At 64.8% G+C, this 19,581-nt stretch carries 20 protein-coding genes and 1 pseudogene; 16 read left to right on the forward strand and 5 right to left on the reverse strand.

Annotated features, from left to right (window positions below):
* Positions 1–94: 94 nt before the first annotated feature.
* The 6 genes from P8T11_RS12170 (at position 95) to P8T11_RS12195 (ending at position 6,572) form a co-directional block, all read left to right on the forward strand.
* The gene (locus P8T11_RS12170; RefSeq protein ID WP_268081702.1) at positions 95–1,294 is read left to right on the forward strand and encodes an ABC transporter substrate-binding protein; all 1,200 of its coding nucleotides are present in this window, start codon (positions 95–97) and stop codon (positions 1,292–1,294) included.
* A 121-nt stretch (positions 1,295–1,415) separates the two neighbouring features.
* Entirely contained in the window at positions 1,416–2,282 is an 867-nt protein-coding gene (locus P8T11_RS12175) for a branched-chain amino acid ABC transporter permease (RefSeq protein ID WP_268081701.1), read from the forward strand.
* Between the two features lie 22 nt (positions 2,283–2,304).
* Positions 2,305–4,086, forward strand: coding sequence for a branched-chain amino acid ABC transporter ATP-binding protein/permease (locus P8T11_RS12180; protein ID WP_268081700.1), 1,782 nt, complete (start codon positions 2,305–2,307; stop codon positions 4,084–4,086).
* A complete protein-coding gene (locus P8T11_RS12185; RefSeq protein ID WP_268081698.1) occupies positions 4,079–4,783 on the forward strand; it encodes an ABC transporter ATP-binding protein in 705 nt (234 codons plus the stop codon). Before P8T11_RS12180 ends, P8T11_RS12185 begins: the two co-directional genes overlap by 8 nt.
* Before the next feature lie 17 nt (positions 4,784–4,800).
* Positions 4,801–5,796 (forward strand): NAD(P)H-quinone oxidoreductase, encoded by a 996-nt coding sequence (locus P8T11_RS12190; RefSeq protein WP_268081697.1) that lies wholly within the window; start codon positions 4,801–4,803, stop codon positions 5,794–5,796.
* Positions 5,797–5,804: 8 nt separating this feature from the next.
* Positions 5,805–6,572 carry an SDR family oxidoreductase gene (locus tag P8T11_RS12195; RefSeq protein ID WP_268081696.1) on the forward strand — a complete coding sequence of 256 codons (768 nt, stop codon included), beginning with the start codon at positions 5,805–5,807 and terminating at the stop codon, positions 6,570–6,572.
* A 78-nt stretch (positions 6,573–6,650) separates the two neighbouring features.
* On the opposite strand, the gene P8T11_RS12200 is transcribed toward P8T11_RS12195, so the two are convergent.
* The gene (locus tag P8T11_RS12200) at positions 6,651–7,316 is read right to left on the reverse strand and encodes a thiopurine S-methyltransferase (protein ID WP_268081694.1); all 666 of its coding nucleotides are present in this window, start codon (positions 7,314–7,316) and stop codon (positions 6,651–6,653) included.
* A 236-nt stretch (positions 7,317–7,552) separates the two neighbouring features.
* Here P8T11_RS12200 and P8T11_RS12205 point away from each other — a divergent pair, with 236 nt between their 5' ends.
* The 5 genes from P8T11_RS12205 (at position 7,553) to P8T11_RS12225 (ending at position 11,151) form a co-directional block, all read left to right on the forward strand.
* Positions 7,553–8,098 carry a sigma-70 family RNA polymerase sigma factor gene (locus P8T11_RS12205; RefSeq protein ID WP_268081692.1) on the forward strand — a complete coding sequence of 182 codons (546 nt, stop codon included), beginning with the start codon at positions 7,553–7,555 and terminating at the stop codon, positions 8,096–8,098.
* Complete coding sequence (locus P8T11_RS12210; RefSeq protein ID WP_268081691.1) at positions 8,095–8,787, forward strand: anti-sigma factor; 693 nt, start codon at positions 8,095–8,097, stop codon at positions 8,785–8,787. The genes P8T11_RS12205 and P8T11_RS12210 overlap by 4 nt, the downstream gene beginning before the upstream one ends.
* An 86-nt stretch (positions 8,788–8,873) precedes the next feature.
* Positions 8,874–9,422: a fasciclin domain-containing protein gene (locus P8T11_RS12215; protein ID WP_268081690.1), complete on the forward strand. Its 549-nt coding sequence runs from the start codon at positions 8,874–8,876 to the stop codon at positions 9,420–9,422.
* 183 nt (positions 9,423–9,605) lie between these two features.
* Complete coding sequence (locus P8T11_RS12220) at positions 9,606–10,340, forward strand: tetratricopeptide repeat protein (protein WP_268081689.1); 735 nt, start codon at positions 9,606–9,608, stop codon at positions 10,338–10,340.
* A gap of 13 nt (positions 10,341–10,353) precedes the next feature.
* Positions 10,354–11,151: a hypothetical protein gene (locus P8T11_RS12225; protein WP_268082375.1), complete on the forward strand. Its 798-nt coding sequence runs from the start codon at positions 10,354–10,356 to the stop codon at positions 11,149–11,151.
* Positions 11,152–11,182: 31 nt separating this feature from the next.
* Here P8T11_RS12225 and P8T11_RS12230 read toward each other — a convergent pair.
* The 3 genes and pseudogenes from P8T11_RS12230 to P8T11_RS12240 form a co-directional block, all read right to left on the reverse strand.
* Positions 11,183–11,920: pseudogene (locus P8T11_RS12230) on the reverse strand (YoaK family protein); the annotation flags it as partial.
* Positions 11,921–12,064: 144 nt separating this feature from the next.
* On the reverse strand, positions 12,065–13,294 hold the full coding sequence (locus tag P8T11_RS12235) for an SMI1/KNR4 family protein (protein WP_268081688.1): 1,230 nt from the start codon (positions 13,292–13,294) through the stop codon (positions 12,065–12,067).
* Between the two features lie 126 nt (positions 13,295–13,420).
* Positions 13,421–14,467 carry an aldo/keto reductase gene (locus P8T11_RS12240; RefSeq protein WP_268081687.1) on the reverse strand — a complete coding sequence of 349 codons (1,047 nt, stop codon included), beginning with the start codon at positions 14,465–14,467 and terminating at the stop codon, positions 13,421–13,423.
* Between the two features lie 318 nt (positions 14,468–14,785).
* Here P8T11_RS12240 and P8T11_RS12245 point away from each other — a divergent pair, with 318 nt between their 5' ends.
* The 4 genes from P8T11_RS12245 (at position 14,786) to P8T11_RS12260 (ending at position 17,936) form a co-directional block, all read left to right on the forward strand.
* Positions 14,786–15,796, forward strand: coding sequence for an AraC family transcriptional regulator (locus P8T11_RS12245; RefSeq protein ID WP_268081686.1), 1,011 nt, complete (start codon positions 14,786–14,788; stop codon positions 15,794–15,796).
* A gap of 146 nt (positions 15,797–15,942) precedes the next feature.
* Entirely contained in the window at positions 15,943–16,506 is a 564-nt protein-coding gene (locus P8T11_RS12250) for a DUF3455 domain-containing protein (protein ID WP_268081685.1), read from the forward strand.
* Between the two features lie 120 nt (positions 16,507–16,626).
* Positions 16,627–17,196: a sigma-70 family RNA polymerase sigma factor gene (locus P8T11_RS12255; protein ID WP_050448395.1), complete on the forward strand. Its 570-nt coding sequence runs from the start codon at positions 16,627–16,629 to the stop codon at positions 17,194–17,196.
* Positions 17,193–17,936, forward strand: a complete 744-nt coding sequence (locus P8T11_RS12260) for an anti-sigma factor (protein WP_268081684.1) — start codon at positions 17,193–17,195, stop codon at positions 17,934–17,936. Before P8T11_RS12255 ends, P8T11_RS12260 begins: the two co-directional genes overlap by 4 nt.
* 13 nt (positions 17,937–17,949) lie before the next feature.
* On the opposite strand, the gene P8T11_RS12265 is transcribed toward P8T11_RS12260, so the two are convergent.
* The gene (locus P8T11_RS12265) at positions 17,950–19,098 is read right to left on the reverse strand and encodes a sterol desaturase family protein (protein ID WP_268081683.1); all 1,149 of its coding nucleotides are present in this window, start codon (positions 19,096–19,098) and stop codon (positions 17,950–17,952) included.
* A 252-nt stretch (positions 19,099–19,350) separates the two neighbouring features.
* On the opposite strand from P8T11_RS12265, the gene P8T11_RS12270 reads away from it, so the two are divergent.
* Positions 19,351–19,575 (forward strand): YdcH family protein, encoded by a 225-nt coding sequence (locus P8T11_RS12270; RefSeq protein ID WP_050448397.1) that lies wholly within the window; start codon positions 19,351–19,353, stop codon positions 19,573–19,575.
* Positions 19,576–19,581: the final 6 nt, after the last annotated feature.

The following is a 19,581-nucleotide window of genomic DNA, read 5'->3' on the forward strand; positions in this document are numbered from 1 at the left end:
TTTTGCACCTGGCCGGCACATATATCATATATTTAAAAAAGACGGACAACACTCAAGACAGTCCGCATCCCATACCAACAAAGGAGCGTAGACAGTGTTCAAGTTCAACAAGATTATTTTGGCGCTGGGCGTGTGCGGCGCACTGGCAAGTGGCACCGCCGCAGCCGACATGAAAGTGGGCGCCCTCTTCCCGTTCAGCGGCGCGCTTGCGCTTCTGGGGCAAGAAAGCTATCGCGGGCTGGAACTGGCCGTCAACGAAATCAACGCCGCGGGCGGCGTCAACGGAGAGAAGATCGAACTCATCAAGGCGGACGCCGTGGACCCGACACAAGCCGTGTCGGAAACCAAGCGCCTGATCTCGTCCAACGTGGTAGGCGTGTTCGGCAGCTACGCCTCGGGCATCTCGTACGCGGCCACGCCCGTGACCGAACTGGCCGGCGTGCCGTATTTCGAACTGGGCGCCACCGCCCACAAGATCACCACGCGCGGCTACAAGTACCTGTTCCGCAGCAACCCCAATACGGCGCTGTACGGCGTGTCGGTCGTGAACGCGCTGCATGACACCATCGCCCCGGGCATGGGCCTGAACCCCAAGGACATCAAGATCGGCATCATCCACGAAGACGGGCCGTATGGCACCGACGTGGCGGCCACCGAGAAAAAGCGCGCGCAGGAACTGGGTTACACCGTGGCTGAAGTGCTGCCCTACTCGGCCAAGACGGTGGACCTGTCGTCGTTGATCCTGCGCTTGAAGGGCGCCAAGGTCGACGTTGTGCTGCAAACGGCCTACCAGAACGACGCCATCCTGTATTTCAGCCAGGCACGCGCGGCGGGCTTCAAGCCCAAGGTCGTGATCGGCGCGGGCGGCGGTTATTCGCTGGCCGACACCGCCAAGGCTGTGGGTGCCGACATGAACGGTGTGTTCGACCTGGACTTTCCCCAAGCGTCCATCAATCCGGCTGGCGCGCCGGGCCTGGACAAATTCCTGGCCGCCTACAAAGCCACCTACAAGAGCGACCCGCAGTCCGGCCACAGCCTGACCAACTACGTCGGCGCCAAGGCCTTCTTTGAAGCCATCGGCAACGCCAAGTCCACCGACAAGGACAAGATCCGCGCCGCGGTACTGGCCTACAAGAAGCCGGCCGGCCAAACGGCCAACGGCTGGGGGTTCGACTTCGGTGAAGACGGCCAGAACAACGCCTCGACGTTCTACGTCATGCAGTGGCAGGACGGCAAGCTCGTCACCATTGCGCCCAGCAACCTCGCACTTGGCAAGCCCGTCTTCAATAAGTAAGCGCGACGCCAGTGATCAGGCGCTCGGGGGCGCCTGATGTTTCCCGGGAATATCGCGCCCCGGCGCGGCCGCCATCGCAGCGGCCACGCCGGGGCCGCGTCCCGCTCTAAGAGGTTGCACCATGGATATCTTCATTCAACTGGTCATCAATGGCCTGTTGCTGGGCGGCGCTTACACCATCATCAGCCTGGGGCTGACGTTGATCTTCGGCGTCGTGCGCGTCGTGAACTTCGCGCATGGCGAGTTCCTGATGGTTGGCATGTACCTGGTTTACCTGATCGCCGCGCAATTCGGCGTCCACCCTTATGTGGGCCTGGTGCCGGTGGCGGTGATTCTGTTCGCGCTGGGTGCGCTGACGCAAAAGGGCATCATCCAGCCTCTGTTGAACGCCGACCAGCACATCCAGATTTTCGCCACGGTGGGCGTGTCCACCATCCTGCTGAACCTGGCCCTGGTGATCTTCGGCGCCAATGTGTACCGCGCGCCGGTGGATCTGGGCACGAACGCCATCAATGTGGGCAATTACTCGATGGTGACCGGCCAACTGATCACCTTCGTCATCGGCATCAGCCTGGCGATATTGCTGCATCTGTTCATGCATCGCACCTATCTGGGCCGCGCGCTGCGCGCGGTGGCCCAGCATCGCTATGCCGCCACGCTGATGGGCGTGAACGTCAACAACGTCTACGCCATCGCCTTCGGCCTGGGCACGGCCTTCGTCGGCATCGCGGCCGGCTTGCTGGCGCCGCAGTATCCGGTGTTTCCCACGGTGGGCACGTACTTCGTGCTGACCGCCTTCGTGATCGTGGTGCTGGGCGGACTGGGCAGCCTGTATGGCGCCGTGGCCGGCTCCATGATCATCGGCATCGTCGATACGCTGGCCGGTTATTACATCGCCCCCGACCTGAAAGAGGTCGTCTATTTCGGGATCTTCCTCTTGATCCTTGTCCTGCGACCGAACGGCCTGTTTGGCGTCGGCACAGAGTGATCAGAGCCACAAGGAGCGAGACGTGTTTCCCGACTTTCGAAGCCCCAAAGCCTACGTCAGCCTGATTCTGCTGATTGTGATGTTCCTCGTGCCCGTCGTCATGGGCACGCCTTTCTGGACCAACCTGTTTGTACTGCTGTTCGTCTTCGCCTCGCTGTCCGTGGCGTGGAATATCGTGGGCGGCTATGCGGGCCAGCTTTCGCTGGGCCATGCGGTGTTCTACGGCATTGGCGGCTATACCGCCACGCTGCTGACGCAGAACTTCGGCATATCGCCGTGGTTCGGCATGCTGGCAGGCGCTGCGATTTCGGCCGCCGTGGCCATCCTGATCAGCTATCCCACCTTGCGGCTACGCGGCCCGTTCTTCGCGCTGGCCACGATCGCCATCCTGGAAGTGGTGCGCCTGCTGGTCATCCACGAAGAAAGCTGGACGGGCGGCTCCAGCGGCATCAGCCTGCCGCTGAACATCGGCTGGGCGTGGATCGTTTTCCGCGAAAAGCTCAACTACGTGATCATCGCGTTCGGACTGTTCCTGTTCGTGACGTGGGCGTCGTGGGCGATACGCAAGTCACGCCTGGGCCATTACCTGATCGCCATCCGCGAACGCGAAGACGCCGCGCTGGCCGTGGGTATCCATACCGTACGGGTGAAGATCATCGCGGCCGTGGTGTCCGCCATGCTGACCAGCATCATCGGCACTTTCCACATCACCTACCTGACCTTCGTGGATCCCAGCTCGGCGTTCTCGCTGGAGCTGTCGATCCAGGTGGCCATGTTCGCCTTGATCGGCGGGCTGGGCACCGTGGCCGGCCCCATCGCGGGCACCTTCCTGGTGCTGCCCATCGCGGAACTGGCGCGCGGCTGGTTGTCCAGCGTGGGCAACGGCATGCACGGGCTGATCTACGGCCTGATCCTGGTGGCGGTGGTGCTGACCATTCCGCGCGGGCTGGCCGGTGCGTTCGGCCCCGCCATCGAACGCGCACTGGCGCGCCTGCCTTATCTGGGCACGCCGCGAAAGAAGCGGCAATTGGCGGACGAACTGCGCCTGCACAGCGCCACCCGGTCCGAGCAGCCGGTACTGAAAGCCGACAAGCTGTTCAAGAGCTTTGGCGGCCTGCGCGCCACCAACGACGTATCGCTGACGCTGAACCAGAACGAAATCCTGGGCATGATCGGGCCGAACGGCGCGGGCAAGACCACGGTGTTCAACCTGCTGTCGGGCTTTCTGTCGCCGGACAAGGGCGATATTTCGATGCTGGACGCGGACGGCAACTGGGTCACGTGCAAGACGCCGGACGAGTTCGCGCACAAGGGGCTGGGCCGCACGTTCCAGATCGCCAAGCCGTTTACCGGCCTGACGGTGCTGGAAAACATCATGCTGGGCGCGTTCATCCGCACGTCGAACCGTGACGAGGCCGAGCAGATTGCGCTGAAGGTCGCCGAGCAGACGGACTTGACCAAGTCCCTGAACACCGAAGCGCGCAGCCTGACGGTGGGCGGCATGAAGCGTCTGGAGATCGCCCGCGCGCTGGCGATCAAGCCGCGCATCCTGCTGCTGGACGAGGTGATGGCGGGACTGAACCCGACCGACATCGAGAAGTCCATCCAGATGATCCGGCGCATCCGCGATTCCGGCGTGTCGGTGCTGCTGATCGAACACATGATGCAGGCCACGATGGCGCTGTCCGACCGCATCATCGTCTTGAACGAAGGTGGCGTGCTGGTCACCGGCGCGCCGAAGGATGTGGTCGAGAACCCCGCCGTCATCGAGGCGTATTTGGGCAAGGAGTACCAGGATGCTTAAGGTGTCGAACCTGACGTCGGGCTACGGCAAGAGCCAAGTGCTCAACGGCTTGAACTTCGAGGTCAACGCGGGCGAAATCGTGACCCTGATCGGCGCGAACGGGGCGGGCAAGACCACCACCCTGAAAACGCTGTGCGGCGTCATTCCCACGCTGCAAGGCAAGGTGGAATTCGAAGGCCGCGACCTCACCAATCACAACTCCTACGACATCGTGGACGCTGGCATCACGATGATTCCCGAAGGCCGCCAGCTGTTTCCGCACTTCACGGTGAAAGACAACCTGCTGATGGGTTCGTACAAACGCGCCGCGCGCCCCATCGTGCAGCAGAAGCTGGACGAGGTGCTGCGCATTTTCCCGCGCGTGAAAGAACGCCTGTCGCAGTACGCCGGGTCCTTGTCGGGCGGTGAACAGCAAATGGTGGCCATCGCGCGCGGCATGATGGCCGACCCGAAGCTGCTGGTGTTCGACGAACCGTCGCTGGGCTTGTCGCCGCTGCTGGTGCAGCAGATGTTCGACATCATCCGCGACGTTACCTCGCATGGCGTGACGGTGCTGCTGGTCGAGCAAAACGTGTTCCGCACCTTGCGTCTGGCCGACCGTGGCTACGTGCTGGAAAACGGCACCATCGTGCGCACCGGCACGGGCGCCGAACTGCTTGGCGACCCACACATAAAAAAGGCCTATCTGGGCCATTGATAACCAGGATTTTCCCTATGACCCTACGCTGCACATTCATCGACCATGGCAAGGGCGGCGCGCCCGATTGCATGCAGGTCGCCCAACGCGACATGGAAGCCCCCACCGGGCGCCAGGTGCTGATCGAAGTGGCCTACGCCGGGGTCAACCGCCCCGACGTGCTGCAACGTTCGGGCTCGTATCCGCCGCCGCCCGGCGCGTCGCCGTATCTTGGGCTGGAAGTGTCCGGCACCATCATCGGCGTCGGCCCCGACGTGACCGCGTGGAAGACGGGCGACACAGTCTGCGCGCTGACGCCCGGCGGCGGCTACGCCCAGTATTGCCTGGCCGACGAGCGCCACTGCCTGCCCGTGCCACGCGGCATGGACCTGCTGACGGCCGCGGCCATTCCCGAAAACTACTTCACGGTCTGGACCAATGTGTTCGACCGCGCGCGCCTGGCGTCCGGCGAAAAATTCCTGGTGCATGGCGGCTCCAGCGGCATCGGGCTGACAGCCATTCAATTGGCGCGCGCCTTTGGCGCCGAAGTCTGGACCACCGTGGGCAACCCCGCCAAGGCCGAGGCCTGCCTGAAAGCCGGCGCGCATCACGCCGTGCTCTACCGCGACACCGACTTCGAAGCCGAGGTGCGCCAGGCGACCCAAGGCGTGGGTGTGGACGTCATCCTGGATATGGTGGGCGGGTCTTACATCAACAAGAACATCAGGCTTCTGGCCGTGAACGGGCGGCTGGTGCAGATTGCGTTCCTTGAAGGCAGCAAGGCCGAGATCGACGCCCTGCCCATCATGACCAAGCGGTTGCAATTCACGGGTTCCACGCTGCGCCCGCGCTCGGACGATGACAAGGGCGCCATCGCGCAGGCGCTGGCCACGAAGGTGGTGCCGCTGATGGAACAAGGGCAATGCCTGCCGCTGATCCACGAGGTTTTCCCGCTGGCGGATGCGCCCCGCGCGCATGCCTTGATGGAAAGCAGCCAGCACATCGGCAAGATCATGTTGAAGGTGAGTGCATGAGTGCGGACATGAAGGCTCGCTTCGATGGCCAGGTCGCCATCGTGACGGGCGCGGTAGGCGGTATCGGCTCGGCCATCGTCGAAGGTTTTCTGGCGGAAGGCGGGCGCGTGGGCCTGATCGACTTCAACGCGCAGGCCGGCGCGGCCTACGAACAGGCCCTAAGAAAGCGGGGCCATGACGTGGCGTTCGTGCCCGCCGACGTGGCGCACTACGAGCAATGCCAGGCCGCCTATGACCGCATCACGGCCGAACTGGGCGCGGCAACAATTCTGGTGAACAACGTGGGCATTTCCCCCAAGACCGACGGCCGCGCGCTGAAGGTCTGGGAGATGCCGCCGGGCGAATGGGACAAGGTCGTGTCGGTGAACCTGAACAGCGTGTTCTACATGACGCACCTGGCCACGCCGCACATGGTCAAGCTGCGCCAGGGGCGCGTGGTCAATATGTCGTCGGTGGCGGGCAAGGCGTACTGCGACATCGTGGCGGCGCATTACGCGGCTACCAAGGCCGGGCTGATCGGCCTGACCCGGCATTGGGCCGCCGAGCTGGGTGAGTTCGACGTCACGGTCAATGGGCTGGCGCCCGGGCGCATCAGCACGCCGCTGCTGAAAAGCGTGCCCCAGGAAATCAACGACGCCGTCGCGCAAGTCACGGCACTGCGCCGCCTGGGCACCCCGGAAGAGGTGGCCGACGCCTGCCTGTTCTTCGCGTCCGATCAGGCCCGCTTCGTCACCGGCCAGGTATTGGATGTGGCGGGCGGCTGGCTGATGACCTGAACGGCCGGGCCAGCGCCCGCGCGCCGCGTCAGCACTTCCCCGGGTTTGGAGTCCGGGGCTGGGCTGAGCGGTCAGCAATCAGGCGTCTTCTTGGACACCCAGCCGGTACACCACGGTATCCAGCCGGCTGACGCCCGCGCTCTGGAACTTCGGTTCCTTGTCCAGGATGTCGCGGCGGTCAATGATGACGGCCGGGGCCACGCCGGTGAAGATGGCCTGCACTTCGCTGTCCACGACCGAGAATGGCGGCCCCGCCATCTCTTCCTGCGGATAGTCCAGCGTGATCAGCAGGCCTCGGCTGGCGGGCGATAGCTGCCCATAGACGTGGCGCACGTAGTCCGCCCGCATGGCTTCGGGCAGCGCGACCAGCGCCGCGCGGTCATAGGCGCCCACGCAGTGCGACAGCAGTTGCGCATCCAGCTTGAAGATGTCGCCAAGGATGATTTCAATATTGCCCGCCACGTAGTGCGTGCCGTAGACGGATTCATGCGTCACGGGACGCAGCTCGTTTTCGGTGAAGAACTGTTCCACCGCAAGCTGCGAAAGCTCAACGCCCAGCACCGAGTGCCCCTGCGCCGCCAGCCACACCATGTCCAGCGATTTGCCGCACAGCGGCACCAGTACCCGTCCACCCTGCGGTACGGCCAGCGTGGGCCAGTACTTCTGCAAGAGCGGCGTAATCCGGGTCTGATGAAAGTGCGTGCGCCCTTCGCGCCAGCGTTCCAACCAGAATTCTGCGTCCATGTCCTGTCTGCTCCTCCTGTGTTTCGATTGCAAGCTCTACGCTTTTGTCCGGGCCAGCCGGGGCCCGGGGCGGTGATGCACGCGGCACGGCGGGTTTGCCGGGGTTTACCGGTTTGCCTGACACTGCCTGGTGTGCCGGGCATTGTAGTGCCCTGATCAGGGCACAGTTCAATAGTGACGCCGGCGCCCTGGCCCGGTATGCTCTGCACCAGCGCGCCCTTCCCTCTTAGGAACCGATGCCCGACCCTCAACACCTGCAGGCACTGCTTGTCCAGTGCGCGGAAAAACGCGAATCCGCACTGGCGGAGCTTTATCGCCTTGCGTCCCCGCATCTGTTTGCCCTGGCCAGACGTATGTTGAGAGACCAGGCCGCCGCGGAAGACGTGCTGCAAGAGTGTTTCGTATCGATCTGGCGCCAGGCTGGCCAATACCAGGCCGAGCAGAGCCAACCCATGACGTGGATGACCCGCATCGTCCGGAACCGCTGCATCGACCGCTTGAGGCGGCCCGACGTCGTGGTGCCGGACCCGGACGACACGCTGACGCTGGCCATGGCCGACGACGGCCCCGGCCCGCTTGCCCGTTTGGAAGCCAGCCAGGACGGCCGTCGGCTGGCCGACTGCATGGGCCAGTTGGAAGGGCCGCAACGGGTTGCCATTGCCATGGCGTTTTTCGATGACCTGGCGCATCCCGATATCGCGGCCCGCTTGGAGACGCCGCTGGGAACGATCAAGAGCTGGATACGCCGTGGCTTGCAACGGCTGAAAAGGTGCCTGGAATGAATTACCGCCACCCCGAACTGCAGGACCGCCTGGCCGCCGAATACGTGCTGGGCGGCTTGCGCGCGGGTGCGCGGCAGCGCTTCATCAACTTGATGCGCGATGACGCCGGCCTGCGGCGCGCGGTGACGGAATGGGAAGACCGGCTGTTGCCGCTGGCGATGGCCCTGTCCCCCGAGACACCGCCCGCGCATGTCTGGCAGGCAATTGCCGCCCGCATCGCTGCGGCGCCCAAGTCTGCGCCCACCGCTACACGCACGCCTTCCGCGCCGCGTGGCCTGTCCTGGTGGCGCGCCTTGTCGGCCGGCTTGGCGACGGCTGTGGTGGTGCTGGCCTTCCTGATGTTCAAACCGGCCCCCACACCGACCGAGGTACGCACCGTTGCCGTGCTGTCCGGCGAGAAGGCGCCCGGCGCCATGGTCGTGAATACGCTGCCGGACAACCGCCTGGCCGTGCAGCCCATGCAAGACCTGGTGGCGCTGGCCGATGGCCGCGCGCTGGAATTGTGGTCCATCACGCCCGGACAGGCGCCGCGCTCGCTGGGCTTGGTACTGCCCGGCCAGACCACGGTGCTGGCCCCCAGCCTGCTGCCGCAGCAGGGCGACACGGTCGCCATTACGCTGGAACCGGCGGGCGGCGCACCCGGCGGCATCCCCACCGGCCCGGTCGTCTTGAGCGGCAAGGTCATCTGACCAGGGTTAGTCCTTAGGCTGAACACGCATCCAATCGCAGGCTTGCCCCGTATCTCCTCATGACGGCCACACAAAAGGAGATCGTCATGAAATTGCTAGCCTCGATTGCCATCGCTTGCTCGGCCCTGACCCTGTCGCCCACGTTCGCGGCGGACGTCATGGTGGGCGGCCAGCCGATGATGCCCGCCAAGAATATCGTCGCCAACGCGGTGAATTCCGCGGACCACACCACGCTGGTGGCGGCGGTAAAGGCGGCGGGCCTGGTGGATACGCTGCAAGGCAAGGGCCCGTTCACGGTGTTCGCGCCGACCAACGCCGCCTTCGGCAAGCTGCCCGCGGGTACCGTGGACACGCTGGTCAAACCGGAAAACAAGGCCACGCTGACCACGATCCTGACCTACCACGTGGTGCCCGGCAAGCTGGATTTCGACGCGCTGGCCGCCCGTATCAAGAAGGGTGGCGGCAAGACCGAACTGAAGACGGCCAGCGGCGGCAAGCTGTGGGTGATGATGAACGGCAAGCACAACCTGACCCTGAAGGACGAAAAGGGCGGCGTGTCCACCATCAGCACCTATGACGTCTATCAGTCCAATGGCGTGATCCACGTGATTGACACGGTGTTGATGCCGAACTGATCGCTTGCTTGAAAGCGGCCCCACGGGGCCATCATTCCAGCCCGGCCTGCGCGCCGGGCTTTTTGCGTTGGACTTTCTACGTTTGGCGTCTTTGTTTTTTACGGCGCGCCGCGCTTCCGGTATCGTAGGCATCCGTCCCCGCTGACGCCAGCACATCCCACTATCAAGGAAACGCCGACCGCCATGCTTGCAACCCTGAGCCGCCGTGTGCGTGCCTGCCTGCTCGGGCCGGCCCTAGCCTGCTGCATCGGCCTTGCCGTGTCGGCCGCCCATGCGCAACCCGCCGCGCAACTGGACCACGCGTACCAATCCGAACTGCGCGCGGAAAACGAGGCGCTGCAAACCCGCATCAAACAACTGCCGCCCGCCATGCAAGCGCTGAACACGCGGATCTCGGCCGCCTTGCGGGCGAACGACCCACAAGAGGCGCAGCGCGTGGCCGAAGAGATGGCCCTGCAGGACCCTCGCAACGCCGACGTCAGGCTGTTCCTGGGCAAGCTGCAAGCGCAGCAAGGCAAGCTGCCCGCCGCCCAAGACCTGTTCGACGAGGCCATCAAGCTGAATCCGGACCATAAGTGGGCATACGTCAACAAAGCGGGCGCGCAGGCGCAGCGCGGGGATTTGCCCAATGCCTTGGCCACGACGCAGGCGCTGACGAATCGCTTTCCGGACTGGAGCATCGGCTACAACCTGCAGGCGTCGCTATTGGATGCCATGGACCGCCCGGATGATGCCCTGAAGGCTTATCAACAGGCCGTGCGCGCCAAACCCGCCAGTGCGTTGATTCTGACCAATCAGGGTAATTTGCTGTGGCGCCTGGGCCGGCAAGCCGACGCGCGCCTGTCTTACGAAGACGCATTGCGAATCCAGCCGGGTTACCCGCTGGCCGAGTCGGCGCTGGCCGATCTGCGCAAGTAATCCGGTAGCCATGATGAAACGCCGTGCGCTGCTCAAGAGCCTGGGGCTGGGTGGAAGTTTGGGGATAGGTCTGCGTCTGAGTTTGGGCGGGCTGATGATGGCGCCCTTGCGCGCCTTGGCCGCCACCGACCGCAAACCGATCATCCGGCAGGTGTTCGCCCTGCCACCCGACGCCATTCCGATCTCATCACAGCACGCCGCGTTGATACGGTTGCTGCGTGTGCAATGGATGCCGATTGAATCCGGCGCGCCGGGCATTGATTTCGAACAGCCGCTGCTGGGCGGCCCCGACACACTGGCCATTGCGCGCCGCGCGTTGAAAACGTCGGACGACGCGCTGGCCATCCGGCGCCTGGCCGAAGTGTGCCGCGTGCTGCCGGGCTTCGTGGCGTCCGTGGGAAAGCTCGCGCCGGGCCATTACCCGCTGCCGACCGAGATGAAAGAAACGTTCGACTTTCCGCAAAGCGGCATGGACGCGCTAGGCGGCTTCACGCTGCGCGCCGAACACCTGGTTTTGTTGCGCGCCGCCGTCTGGCGGGAAGCAAGCCCGCAACAACTGGAAGCCGTATTACGCGAAGGGGACCGCTTCTGGCCGGCGCCCCTGATTGACGGCAAGCGGCCCTATGGCGACGCCAGCTACTACCAGGTCGACATGGCGCGCCTGCTGGGTGAGCCCTACCCCCTGGACGCCAAGGGGTACGCCATCACGGAACCGGCCAAGGACGCCCGGCTGGAAAAGCTGCACTACGAAACCCTGGGCGCGTTGCAGGTCTTCCTGGGCCACGCCGTTGCGCGCAAAGCCAAACGGTGACGCCGCCGCGCTAGGCGCGGCGAACGAAGCTGCGGATATCATCCATGACCGGCACCGCGGCCAGCAAGGTCAGCAGCAGCGCCAGCGGCCAGGTCGAACCGAAGCCGAAGTGGAAGAACGAATAGGCGCCGGTCACGCCGCCCACGAAGAACAGGGTAACCATCAGGCTCAGCACGATCAGCTTGCCGCGGTCGGCAAACACGGGCGGCTTGTGTTGCGCGTCGCTCTTGGACACGTTCCAGTAAAACAGCTTGCCCAGCTCGATGCCGATATCGGTCACCATGCCGGTGACGTGCGTCGTGCGGATCTCGGAGCGCGACACCTTGGTGATCATGGCGTTCTGCAGGCCCATGATGTAGCACAGCAGCATCACCGTGCCGGGCACATAGAACCAGCGCAGCGTCTCCAGGTTGGCGCCCAACAGGCCAAAGACCAGCAGCAGCACAGCTTCCAGCAACAGGGGCAAAGCGTACTCGCTGGCCAGGTGGGAGCGCCGCCCGAAGTTGATCAGGAACGCGGAACTGGCCGCGCCCGCCAGGAACGACAGCAACGCCGCCACGCCCTGCAACACCACCACCAGCCCGCCCAGCGCCATGTGGTCGGCCATCATGGAAACGATGCCCGACATGTGCGAGGTGTATTGCTGCACGGCCAAAAAGCCGCCCGCGTTGACCGCGCCGGCGGTAAAGGTCAGGAAGTAGGCAAGATGCCTGTTGGCTTGCGGGCTACGGCTGACCGCGGTCAGTCTGCGCAGATACGGAATGGCCACGCTTTTCCCTTCAAAACGTCCCGTCGAAACGTCGCTTCAAAACAAGAGCGCTCACGGAAACGCGAAGCACATTCTAGTCGGGGACGACGCGCCGTGGACGAGGGCAATGCGGGCATCACCCCCGCAGGCGAGACTCCCGCAAGGTCATAACGAAAACGCCTTCAGGTTGGCAATTCGTTCGGCCAGGCCGTCCGCGCCCAGGTAGTGGCCCAGTTTGCCCGCGCGCACCTTGTGCAGATCCTCCTGGTAGCTGTTGGCCATGGCGTCGCGCACCTCGGCAAACGCGGCGGCAATCCCGTCACCGCAGGCTGCCGCGACGCGACGCGCAGCCTCGGGCGCGCCGCAGGCAACGCATCGGGCCACGCCCAGGGCATCGGCTTGGGCGCCTTGCGCCAGCAGCCGCTCGACGAGTTCCGCCGGAGGCTTGCGATCAAAGCGATGAATGGCCGTGGCGCTGACCGCTGCGCCCGCTTGCAACAAGGCGTCGGCGGCAGCGCAGGCGTGCCGCATCAAGGCCACATCCACCGGGGTGGCGCTGCCTCGCAAGGGCTGGTCGAAGCGCATGCCCTGCTCTGCCAATTGCCGCACCAGCGCCGCGTCATCCTTGCTTATCGCGTGCTGCAAGGCCAGGCCGGCCAGACGCGGCGATTGCATCAGCGTGCCGGCCGCCAGCGGGCCACGCCAGTCCACCAACGCGCGCCGGTAGTACGCGACGAGCGCGTCGGCCAGTGCCTGCGGCATGCCATGGTCCGACACCCGTTCGTCCAGATACTCCAGCACGCGCACGCCGGGGCTATCCAGGTCGTCTTCCGGATCTGTCTCCAGGCACAGCGCGGCAAAGGCGGCATGCAGATCCGGCGCGATCGTTGCAATGCCATCCTGTTGCAAGGCATGCGTCCAGCCGGGCAGGCCCTGCTTCCATGCCACGATGCTGCCGGCGCGGGGGCCGGGCTCCGTCGCCACGTAGATGCGGTCGCAGTACTCAAAACCGCCTATGGGCAGATAGCGCAGCGTGCCGTTCCAGGTCTCGCCGTCTTCGGCGGCGGCGACTTCGGCGCACTCTTGTTCGTGTTCGATCCAGCCTTGCAGATCGCGATAGTGGTCGCTGCCGTCGTAGAACAGTTCGGACCAGCTCAAGGCCTCTTCATTGCCGTCCATCCGCGCGTGCAAGTCGTAGGCCAGCTCGCCGCCAGCGGTCAGGCGCCACAGGTCGCGCAAGGCTTGTGGCAAGGGGCCGGCGCAGGCGGATTCAATGTCCGCGATGCGCGCGTCGGACAAGGGCGGCTGCACCGCGATCAGCACGCGGTTGGCGAACAGCGCAATACCGTGTTCGCGCAAGACGCGCACATCGTCGGGGGAAAACGGGTGGGTCATCTGGCGTCTTCAGTAGTGAAAGCTGCCAGGATTCTACTAGCGGCCGCGCCATCCACATGCGCGGCCGCCGGGCCCGGCGATCATTGCTGACGTGCGCTCGCCAGCCCCGCCCAGCCCCCGTCGCGCCTACTCCGCGCCTGACTCCATCAACTGCTGGCGGCGAAATTCGCCCTGGCGCACGTGCATCCAGCCGGGATACTCCGGCGGCAGCGCGCTGACCTTGTCCAGGGCCGCCAGCTCGTCTTGCGTCAGCTTGATGGTGGTTGCCGCCAGGTTGTCGTCCAACTGATCCACCCGCTTGGCGCCGATGATGACGCTGGTGACCACTTGCTGATGCAGCAGCCACGCCAGCGCCACTTGCGCCACGGATACGCCGCGCGCATCGGCCACGGACTTGAGCGCGTCGATGCTGTCGTAGGCGCGGTCGCGGTCCACCGGCGGGAAGTCGAAGGCGGCGCGGCGGCTGCCGGCTTCGGCGGCCCCGTCGCGGCTGTACTTGCCGCTAAGCAAGCCACCAGCCAGCGGGCTCCACACCATCAGCCCGACGCCTTCGCTTTGCAGCATGGGCACGAGTTCACGTTCCAGATCGCGGCCCGCGATCGTGTAGTAGGCCTGTAGCGATTCAAAGCGCGCCAGCCCCAGGCGTTCGGCAATGCCCAGCGCCTTCATGATTTGCCAGGCCGCCCAGTTGGACACGCCCACGTAGCGCACGTGGCCGTGCTGGACCAGGGTATCCAGCGCGCGCACGGTTTCTTCAATGGGCGTGGCGGGATCGAAGCCGTGGATCTGGTAGAGGTCGATGTGATCCAGCTGCAAGCGCGACAGGCTCTTCTTCACACCGTCCAGAATGTGAGCGCGCGAATTGCCGCGCGCATTCACCCCCGCGCCAGTCGGGCCGAACACCTTCGTGGCGATGACCACGTCGTCGCGCGCCACCTTCAAATCGCGCAGGGCCTGGCCGGTGATGATTTCGGAACGGCCTTCCGAATAAACGTCCGCCGTGTCGATGAAGTTGACGCCCGCGTCCAACGCCCGGCCCACCAGCCGGTTGGCGTCTTCCTGTTGCAGGTTGCCGATCTTGCTCCACAGCTCGCCTTCGCCGCCGAAGGTCATGGTGCCCAGGCAGAGTTCCGAGACGAAAAGGCCAGTGCTGCCGAATTTCTTGTATCGCATGGTTGAGCTCCTTTCAGCGGCGTCGCCGGTCCGTGCGCCCCGGGATGGGACGCCGGACGCCAGCTTGCCGGGATGGGAACAGTATGCGTCGATGAGCGGCGGCGCGCGCTGCTTGATCCTGCCCTTTTTTTGCCTGATTCTCTGGCAAGCGTTTCAGAGAATCAGGCATACGCCCGATCCTCCGAACTTTTTGCCCATTTCTCCACTCCGAAAAAGGCAACTGTGCATCGCGACTAGACCGCGCATACACTGAACCCCGCCCTAATCTCTGCGGCGCCGCCGGCTTGCCTCGCGGACGGCGCGCCTTCCGGAGCCTCCATGCCTATTACTACCGCTCTACCCTCTACCGCTCTACCCTCTACCGCTCGATCCGCCACCGTTCCCCCCGAAGACGCCGTCACCGCCGGCCCCTTGGACATCGCTTACGAACCGGCCCGCCGAGAGCTCCTCTGCACGCTGGACCGGATGACGGGCGATCTGGAAGGATCGCTGGACACGCCCATCGAAGGCCTCTACCTGCACCGGCTGTCGCAGCCCACCGGCGCCAAGCCGGGGCTGCAGAAAGCCGCGCTGGCGGTCATCGCGCAGGGTTCCAAACGCCTGCTGATCGGTGATGAGAGTTTCGAGTACGACCCCTTCCATTACCTGATTTCCTCGGTGGACCTGCCCGTGGTGGCAAAGGTGTCGGTGGCCAGCCCGACGCTGCCCTACCTGGGCCTGCGGCTGGATCTGAACCCCGAGGAAATCGCCGAACTGATCAGCGACGAGAACCTGCCGCCGCCGGTGCCCGCGGAAGCGTCACGCGCGCTGAGCGTGAATCCGCTGGGCGGCTCGCTGCTGGACGTGGTGCTGCGGCTGCTGCGCCTGTTGGACAGTCCGCGCGACATCCCCATCCTGGCGCCCATGGTCAAGCGCGAACTGCTGTACCGGCTGCTGATGAACGGCCAGGGCGTGGTGCTGCGCCAGTCCGTGCTGCAAGACAGCCAGTTGAACCGCGTGGCCAAGGCCATCCGCATCCTGCGCGACAACTACGCCCAGCCGCTGCGCGTGGAGGAAATCGCCCGCGACGTACACATGAGCGTGTCGTCCTTGCACCATCATTTCAAGCAGGCCACCGCCATGAGCCCGCTGCAATACCAGAAGCACCTGCGCTTGCAGGAAGCCCGCCGTCTGATGCTGAGCGATGACGCGGGCGTGGCGCTGGCCGCGCATGCCGTGGGCTACGAGAGTTCGTCGCAGTTCAGCCGCGAATACAGCCGCCTGTTCGGCACCCCGCCGCTGCGCGACAAGCAGCGCTGGAAAGAAGAATCGCTGGGCGCGGCGGCCTGACCAAGCCGCGTTTCCCCCCCATACAGGCCGGATGCAAAAATATTTGCATCCGGCCTGCATCCAATTCGGTCTCCCGCGTGTAGTACCTGTACCGGCGCGCATGGTGCGCGTCGTCTACAGACCTTTCACGTCGCTGGAGACCGCTCATGAAGACCCAACGTTCGCACCGCATCCCCGTCGTTACCGGCCTGTTCGCCGTGTCGCTCCTGGCCGCCTGCGGCTCGATGAGTTCCAAATCCATGGCCTATTCCCAAGCCAACCTGCCTGCCAGCATCCAGGTGCCGGCCGGCAACAAGGTCGCCTGGGAAACCGTGGGCGTGGGCGAAATCACCTACGAATGCCGCGCCAAGGCCGACATGAAGGACCAGGCCGAATGGGTATTCGCCGGCCCCAACGCCGCCCTGAATGACCGCATGGGCAAGCAGGTGGGCAAGTACTACGGCCCGCCCGCCACCTGGGAAGCCATGGACGGCTCGAAAGTCACCGGTAAGCAACTGGCCGTGGCGCCGGCCGGCGACGGCAACATCCCCTACCAACTGGTGCAGGCGAATCCGGCCATGGGCGCGGGCGCGATGACGGGTGTGACCTACATCCAGCGCGTTGCGCTCAAGGGTGGCGTGGCGCCGAAGACGCCGTGCAACACGGCGATGCTGGGCCAGAAAAGCGTGGTGAAGTACCAGGCCGACTACATTTTCTGGAAGGCGAACTAAGCCCGCCGGCCCGCCGCCCCCATCGGCGGGCCAGCGGCTGGAGAGTCCGGTAAGATGGCGCAACCTTCAACCGCGCATGGCGGGTTCGCGCGGCCGCTCCCTTACCGTCCCTGCTCTCGCATGCCGAACCGCCTGACCCCGGATTTCGATTACGAAGCTGCCCTTCAGGCTTGCGCGGCCGGCCGCCGGCCCGCGCTGGAAGCGCTGTATCGGCAAGAAGGCCCGCGCCTGCTGGGCGTGGCCCAACGACTCCTGCGCGATCGCGCTTGGGCAGAGGACATCGTGCATGACGCCTTCGTCAAGATCTGGAACCAGGCCGACACGTTCGACGCATCGCGCGGATCGGGACGCGGCTGGGTGTACAGCATCACCCGCAACCTGGCGCTGAATGCGCTGCGCGACACCGCCCGCGAAACCGACGTTGACGACGACGCGGCCGCCGCCCTGGACGCGCGCGACGCCATCGAAGCCTGGCACGACACCCGCGACGCCTTCGACTGGCGCGCCAGCGCCGGACGCATCGGCCCCTGCCTGGAAGAACTGGAACCGGTGCGCCGCAATTGCGTGCTGCATGCCTACGTAGAGGGGCTGACGCATAGCGAAATCGCCCAGCGACTGGGCGCGCCGCTGGGCACCGTCAAGGCCTGGATCAAGCGCAGCCTGCAAGCGCTTAAGGAGTGCCTGGCATGAGCGCTCCGCAATCCTCCCATGACGAAATCGACGAACTCGCCGGCGAATACGTGCTGGGCACCTTGTCGGCCACCCAACGCCGCGACGCGCAGGCGCGCATGACGCACGACGCGGGCCTGCGCGCGGCGGTTGCACGCTGGGAAGCCAGGCTCCTGCCCTTGACGAACCTGTCCGAACCGGTTGAACCTTCGACCAGCCTTTGGCCTCGCATTACCCGCACGCTGGATATGGCACAGGCGCAGGCGCGGCCCGCTGCCAGCCTCAAGTCGAGCAGCGCGCCCAAGCCCGGCCTCTGGGACAGTCTGGCTTTCTGGCGCAGCCTGGCCGTGGGTGGCATGGCGGCTGTGCTGATCCTGGGCAGCACGCTGGCGCTGCGTCCGGTGGCCACGCCCGACGCGCCGCAATATGTGGTGGTGTTGGTGGCCCCGCAATCGCAGGCGCCCGGCTGGGTGGTGCAGGCGCAGGCTGGCCAAAGTGCCGTGCAACTGGTGCCCATCACCGCCACGGAAGTGCCGCCGGATCGTGCGCTGGAATTCTGGACCAAGGCCGACGGCTGGGCCGGCCCCGTATCGCTGGGCCTGGTCAAACCCGGCGAGCCGGTCCTGATCCCGCTGGACAAGCTGCCGCCGTTGGAACCCAACCAGCTTTTCGAGCTGACGCTTGAACCCAAGACCGGCTCGCCCATCGGCAAGCCCACCGGCCCGATTCAATTCATCGGGCGCGCGGTCAAGATGCTGTAGCGGGCATCACCCTCTAGCGCTTGCGCGCGAAGGGGTACGCCTGCTGCGCCAGGAAGGTCCCCGGCATGTCGTTATCCAGAATCCCGTAGTTCTCGGGCAAGCGCTTGCCCACGCCGCGCACGGCGGTGCCAAAGGCGTAATCGATGAACGAGAAGTGCGCGGCGTAGTTCTTGTCGATGGCTTCGGTGTCTGACGAGTGGTGCCAGTGATGGAAATCCGGCGTCACGATGATGTAGCGCAGCCAGCCCCACGGCAGCTTCACGTTGGAATGGATCAACACGGCCTGGAACCCGACGATGATGATGTAGGCATCCAGCACCGCCTTCGAAAACCCCAGCACGAACAGCACGCCCAACACCGCCACGCGCGTGATCAGCAGTTCAACAATGTGCAGGCGTGAACCGGCCAGCCAGTCCAGCGTGCGCGTGCTGTGATGCACCGCATGAAAGCGCCACATGAACGGCACCTCGTGATAGACCCGATGCGCCGCGTACTGCGCCAGGTCCGCCACCAGCACCGCCACGAACAGTTCCAGCACATAAGGCATCGACTGGATGGCCGCCTGCAAGGGCTCATACGCCGCCCAGGAAAACAGCCGGTGGATGAAGAAGTTGATGCACAGCAGCACCGCGCCCACCGACAGGTGGTTGAACAGGAAGTGCTTCATGTCCACCTGCCATTCCCCGCGAAACACGGGCTGGCCGGGATACAGCGGCGTCAACTTCTCGACGATGATGAAGACCATGCTGGACGCCAACAGATCCAGGATGAACCAGTCCAGGCCCAGGTACGGGTGGTTGCCGGTGTTGGACGAGGTCACCACCACCTGGCTACCGCCCGCCGCCACCGCGCAGCACACCAGCGCGAAGGCCGAGATGTTCAGCCAGCGCTGACGGCCCAGCACGGTATTGGCAAGCGCAATGGAGCCCGACACCAGCAGCGCGGAAAACAGCAGCGTGCGCATCGCTTCCACGGAGTAGAAAGCGCGCAGCTCCGGCGTGGTGAGATAGGCGGGAAAGTGGAAAGCCAGCACCCCCAGCACGGCCAGGATGGCCAGGAACAGGGCAATGACGCCGCTGATCATGCCGGTTCCCGGGTTGATGCGCCCGTCCTTACTGAAAAGTTCTACTACTTGCCGAACACCGGACGCGCGCTGTTTCATGTCTGCGATATGACTGACCACGGGGGCCAGAGTGTATCGCCGTGCTAAGCCGGTCATGTAATCAAACGTGAATATCAACGACAAATTCAGCGTCTGGCCGCATCGCCCTTGCGCCTGCTCAACCCGCTTGCCCCGCCCTGGCAGGGGGCGGGTTGACAATGAACAGTCGTTGGCGTGTCATGAGGACGCCGACGCTCGCCGCGCTTGGCGCGTGCCGGTCCCCGTCAACGGGTTCCCAAGAGAGAGGCCCCAATGTTCCCTGAATATCGCCAACTCATTACGCAGCTGAAATCCGAGAACGCGCACTTCTCGGCCCTGTTCCAGCGTCACAACGACCTGGACCAGGAAATCCAGAATATGGAGGACGGCAAGGTGCCGTCCTCAAGCGCCCACATCGAGGTGCTGAAAAAAGAAAAACTGCTGCTCAAGGACAAGCTCTACGGCCTGCTACGAGCGGCCGATCAAAACACCGGCTAAGCCCGC

The organism is Achromobacter spanius, assembly GCF_029637605.1.
GTDB classification, from domain to species: domain Bacteria; phylum Pseudomonadota; class Gammaproteobacteria; order Burkholderiales; family Burkholderiaceae_B; genus Achromobacter; species Achromobacter spanius_E.

Bases quoted from the DNA above. Each gene is read 5' to 3' on its own strand.
- P8T11_RS12175 (WP_268081701.1), top strand. From the start codon at position 1,416: ATGGATATCTTCATTCAACTGGTCATCAATGGCCTGTTGCTGGGCGGC.
- P8T11_RS12185 (WP_268081698.1), top strand. From the start codon at position 4,079: ATGCTTAAGGTGTCGAACCTGACGTCGGGCTACGGCAAGAGCCAAGTG.
- P8T11_RS12190 (WP_268081697.1), top strand. From the start codon at position 4,801: ATGACCCTACGCTGCACATTCATCGACCATGGCAAGGGCGGCGCGCCC.
- P8T11_RS12195 (WP_268081696.1), top strand. From the start codon at position 5,805: ATGAAGGCTCGCTTCGATGGCCAGGTCGCCATCGTGACGGGCGCGGTA.
- P8T11_RS12200 (WP_268081694.1), bottom strand. From the start codon at position 7,316: ATGGACGCAGAATTCTGGTTGGAACGCTGGCGCGAAGGGCGCACGCAC.
- P8T11_RS12205 (WP_268081692.1), top strand. From the start codon at position 7,553: ATGCCCGACCCTCAACACCTGCAGGCACTGCTTGTCCAGTGCGCGGAA.
- P8T11_RS12210 (WP_268081691.1), top strand. From the start codon at position 8,095: ATGAATTACCGCCACCCCGAACTGCAGGACCGCCTGGCCGCCGAATAC.
- P8T11_RS12215 (WP_268081690.1), top strand. From the start codon at position 8,874: ATGAAATTGCTAGCCTCGATTGCCATCGCTTGCTCGGCCCTGACCCTG.
- P8T11_RS12220 (WP_268081689.1), top strand. From the start codon at position 9,606: ATGCTTGCAACCCTGAGCCGCCGTGTGCGTGCCTGCCTGCTCGGGCCG.
- P8T11_RS12225 (WP_268082375.1), top strand. From the start codon at position 10,354: ATGAAACGCCGTGCGCTGCTCAAGAGCCTGGGGCTGGGTGGAAGTTTG.
- P8T11_RS12235 (WP_268081688.1), bottom strand. From the start codon at position 13,294: ATGACCCACCCGTTTTCCCCCGACGATGTGCGCGTCTTGCGCGAACAC.
- P8T11_RS12240 (WP_268081687.1), bottom strand. From the start codon at position 14,467: ATGCGATACAAGAAATTCGGCAGCACTGGCCTTTTCGTCTCGGAACTC.
- P8T11_RS12245 (WP_268081686.1), top strand. From the start codon at position 14,786: ATGCCTATTACTACCGCTCTACCCTCTACCGCTCTACCCTCTACCGCT.
- P8T11_RS12250 (WP_268081685.1), top strand. From the start codon at position 15,943: ATGAAGACCCAACGTTCGCACCGCATCCCCGTCGTTACCGGCCTGTTC.
- P8T11_RS12255 (WP_050448395.1), top strand. From the start codon at position 16,627: ATGCCGAACCGCCTGACCCCGGATTTCGATTACGAAGCTGCCCTTCAG.
- P8T11_RS12260 (WP_268081684.1), top strand. From the start codon at position 17,193: ATGAGCGCTCCGCAATCCTCCCATGACGAAATCGACGAACTCGCCGGC.
- P8T11_RS12265 (WP_268081683.1), bottom strand. From the start codon at position 19,098: ATGAAACAGCGCGCGTCCGGTGTTCGGCAAGTAGTAGAACTTTTCAGT.
- P8T11_RS12270 (WP_050448397.1), top strand. From the start codon at position 19,351: ATGTTCCCTGAATATCGCCAACTCATTACGCAGCTGAAATCCGAGAAC.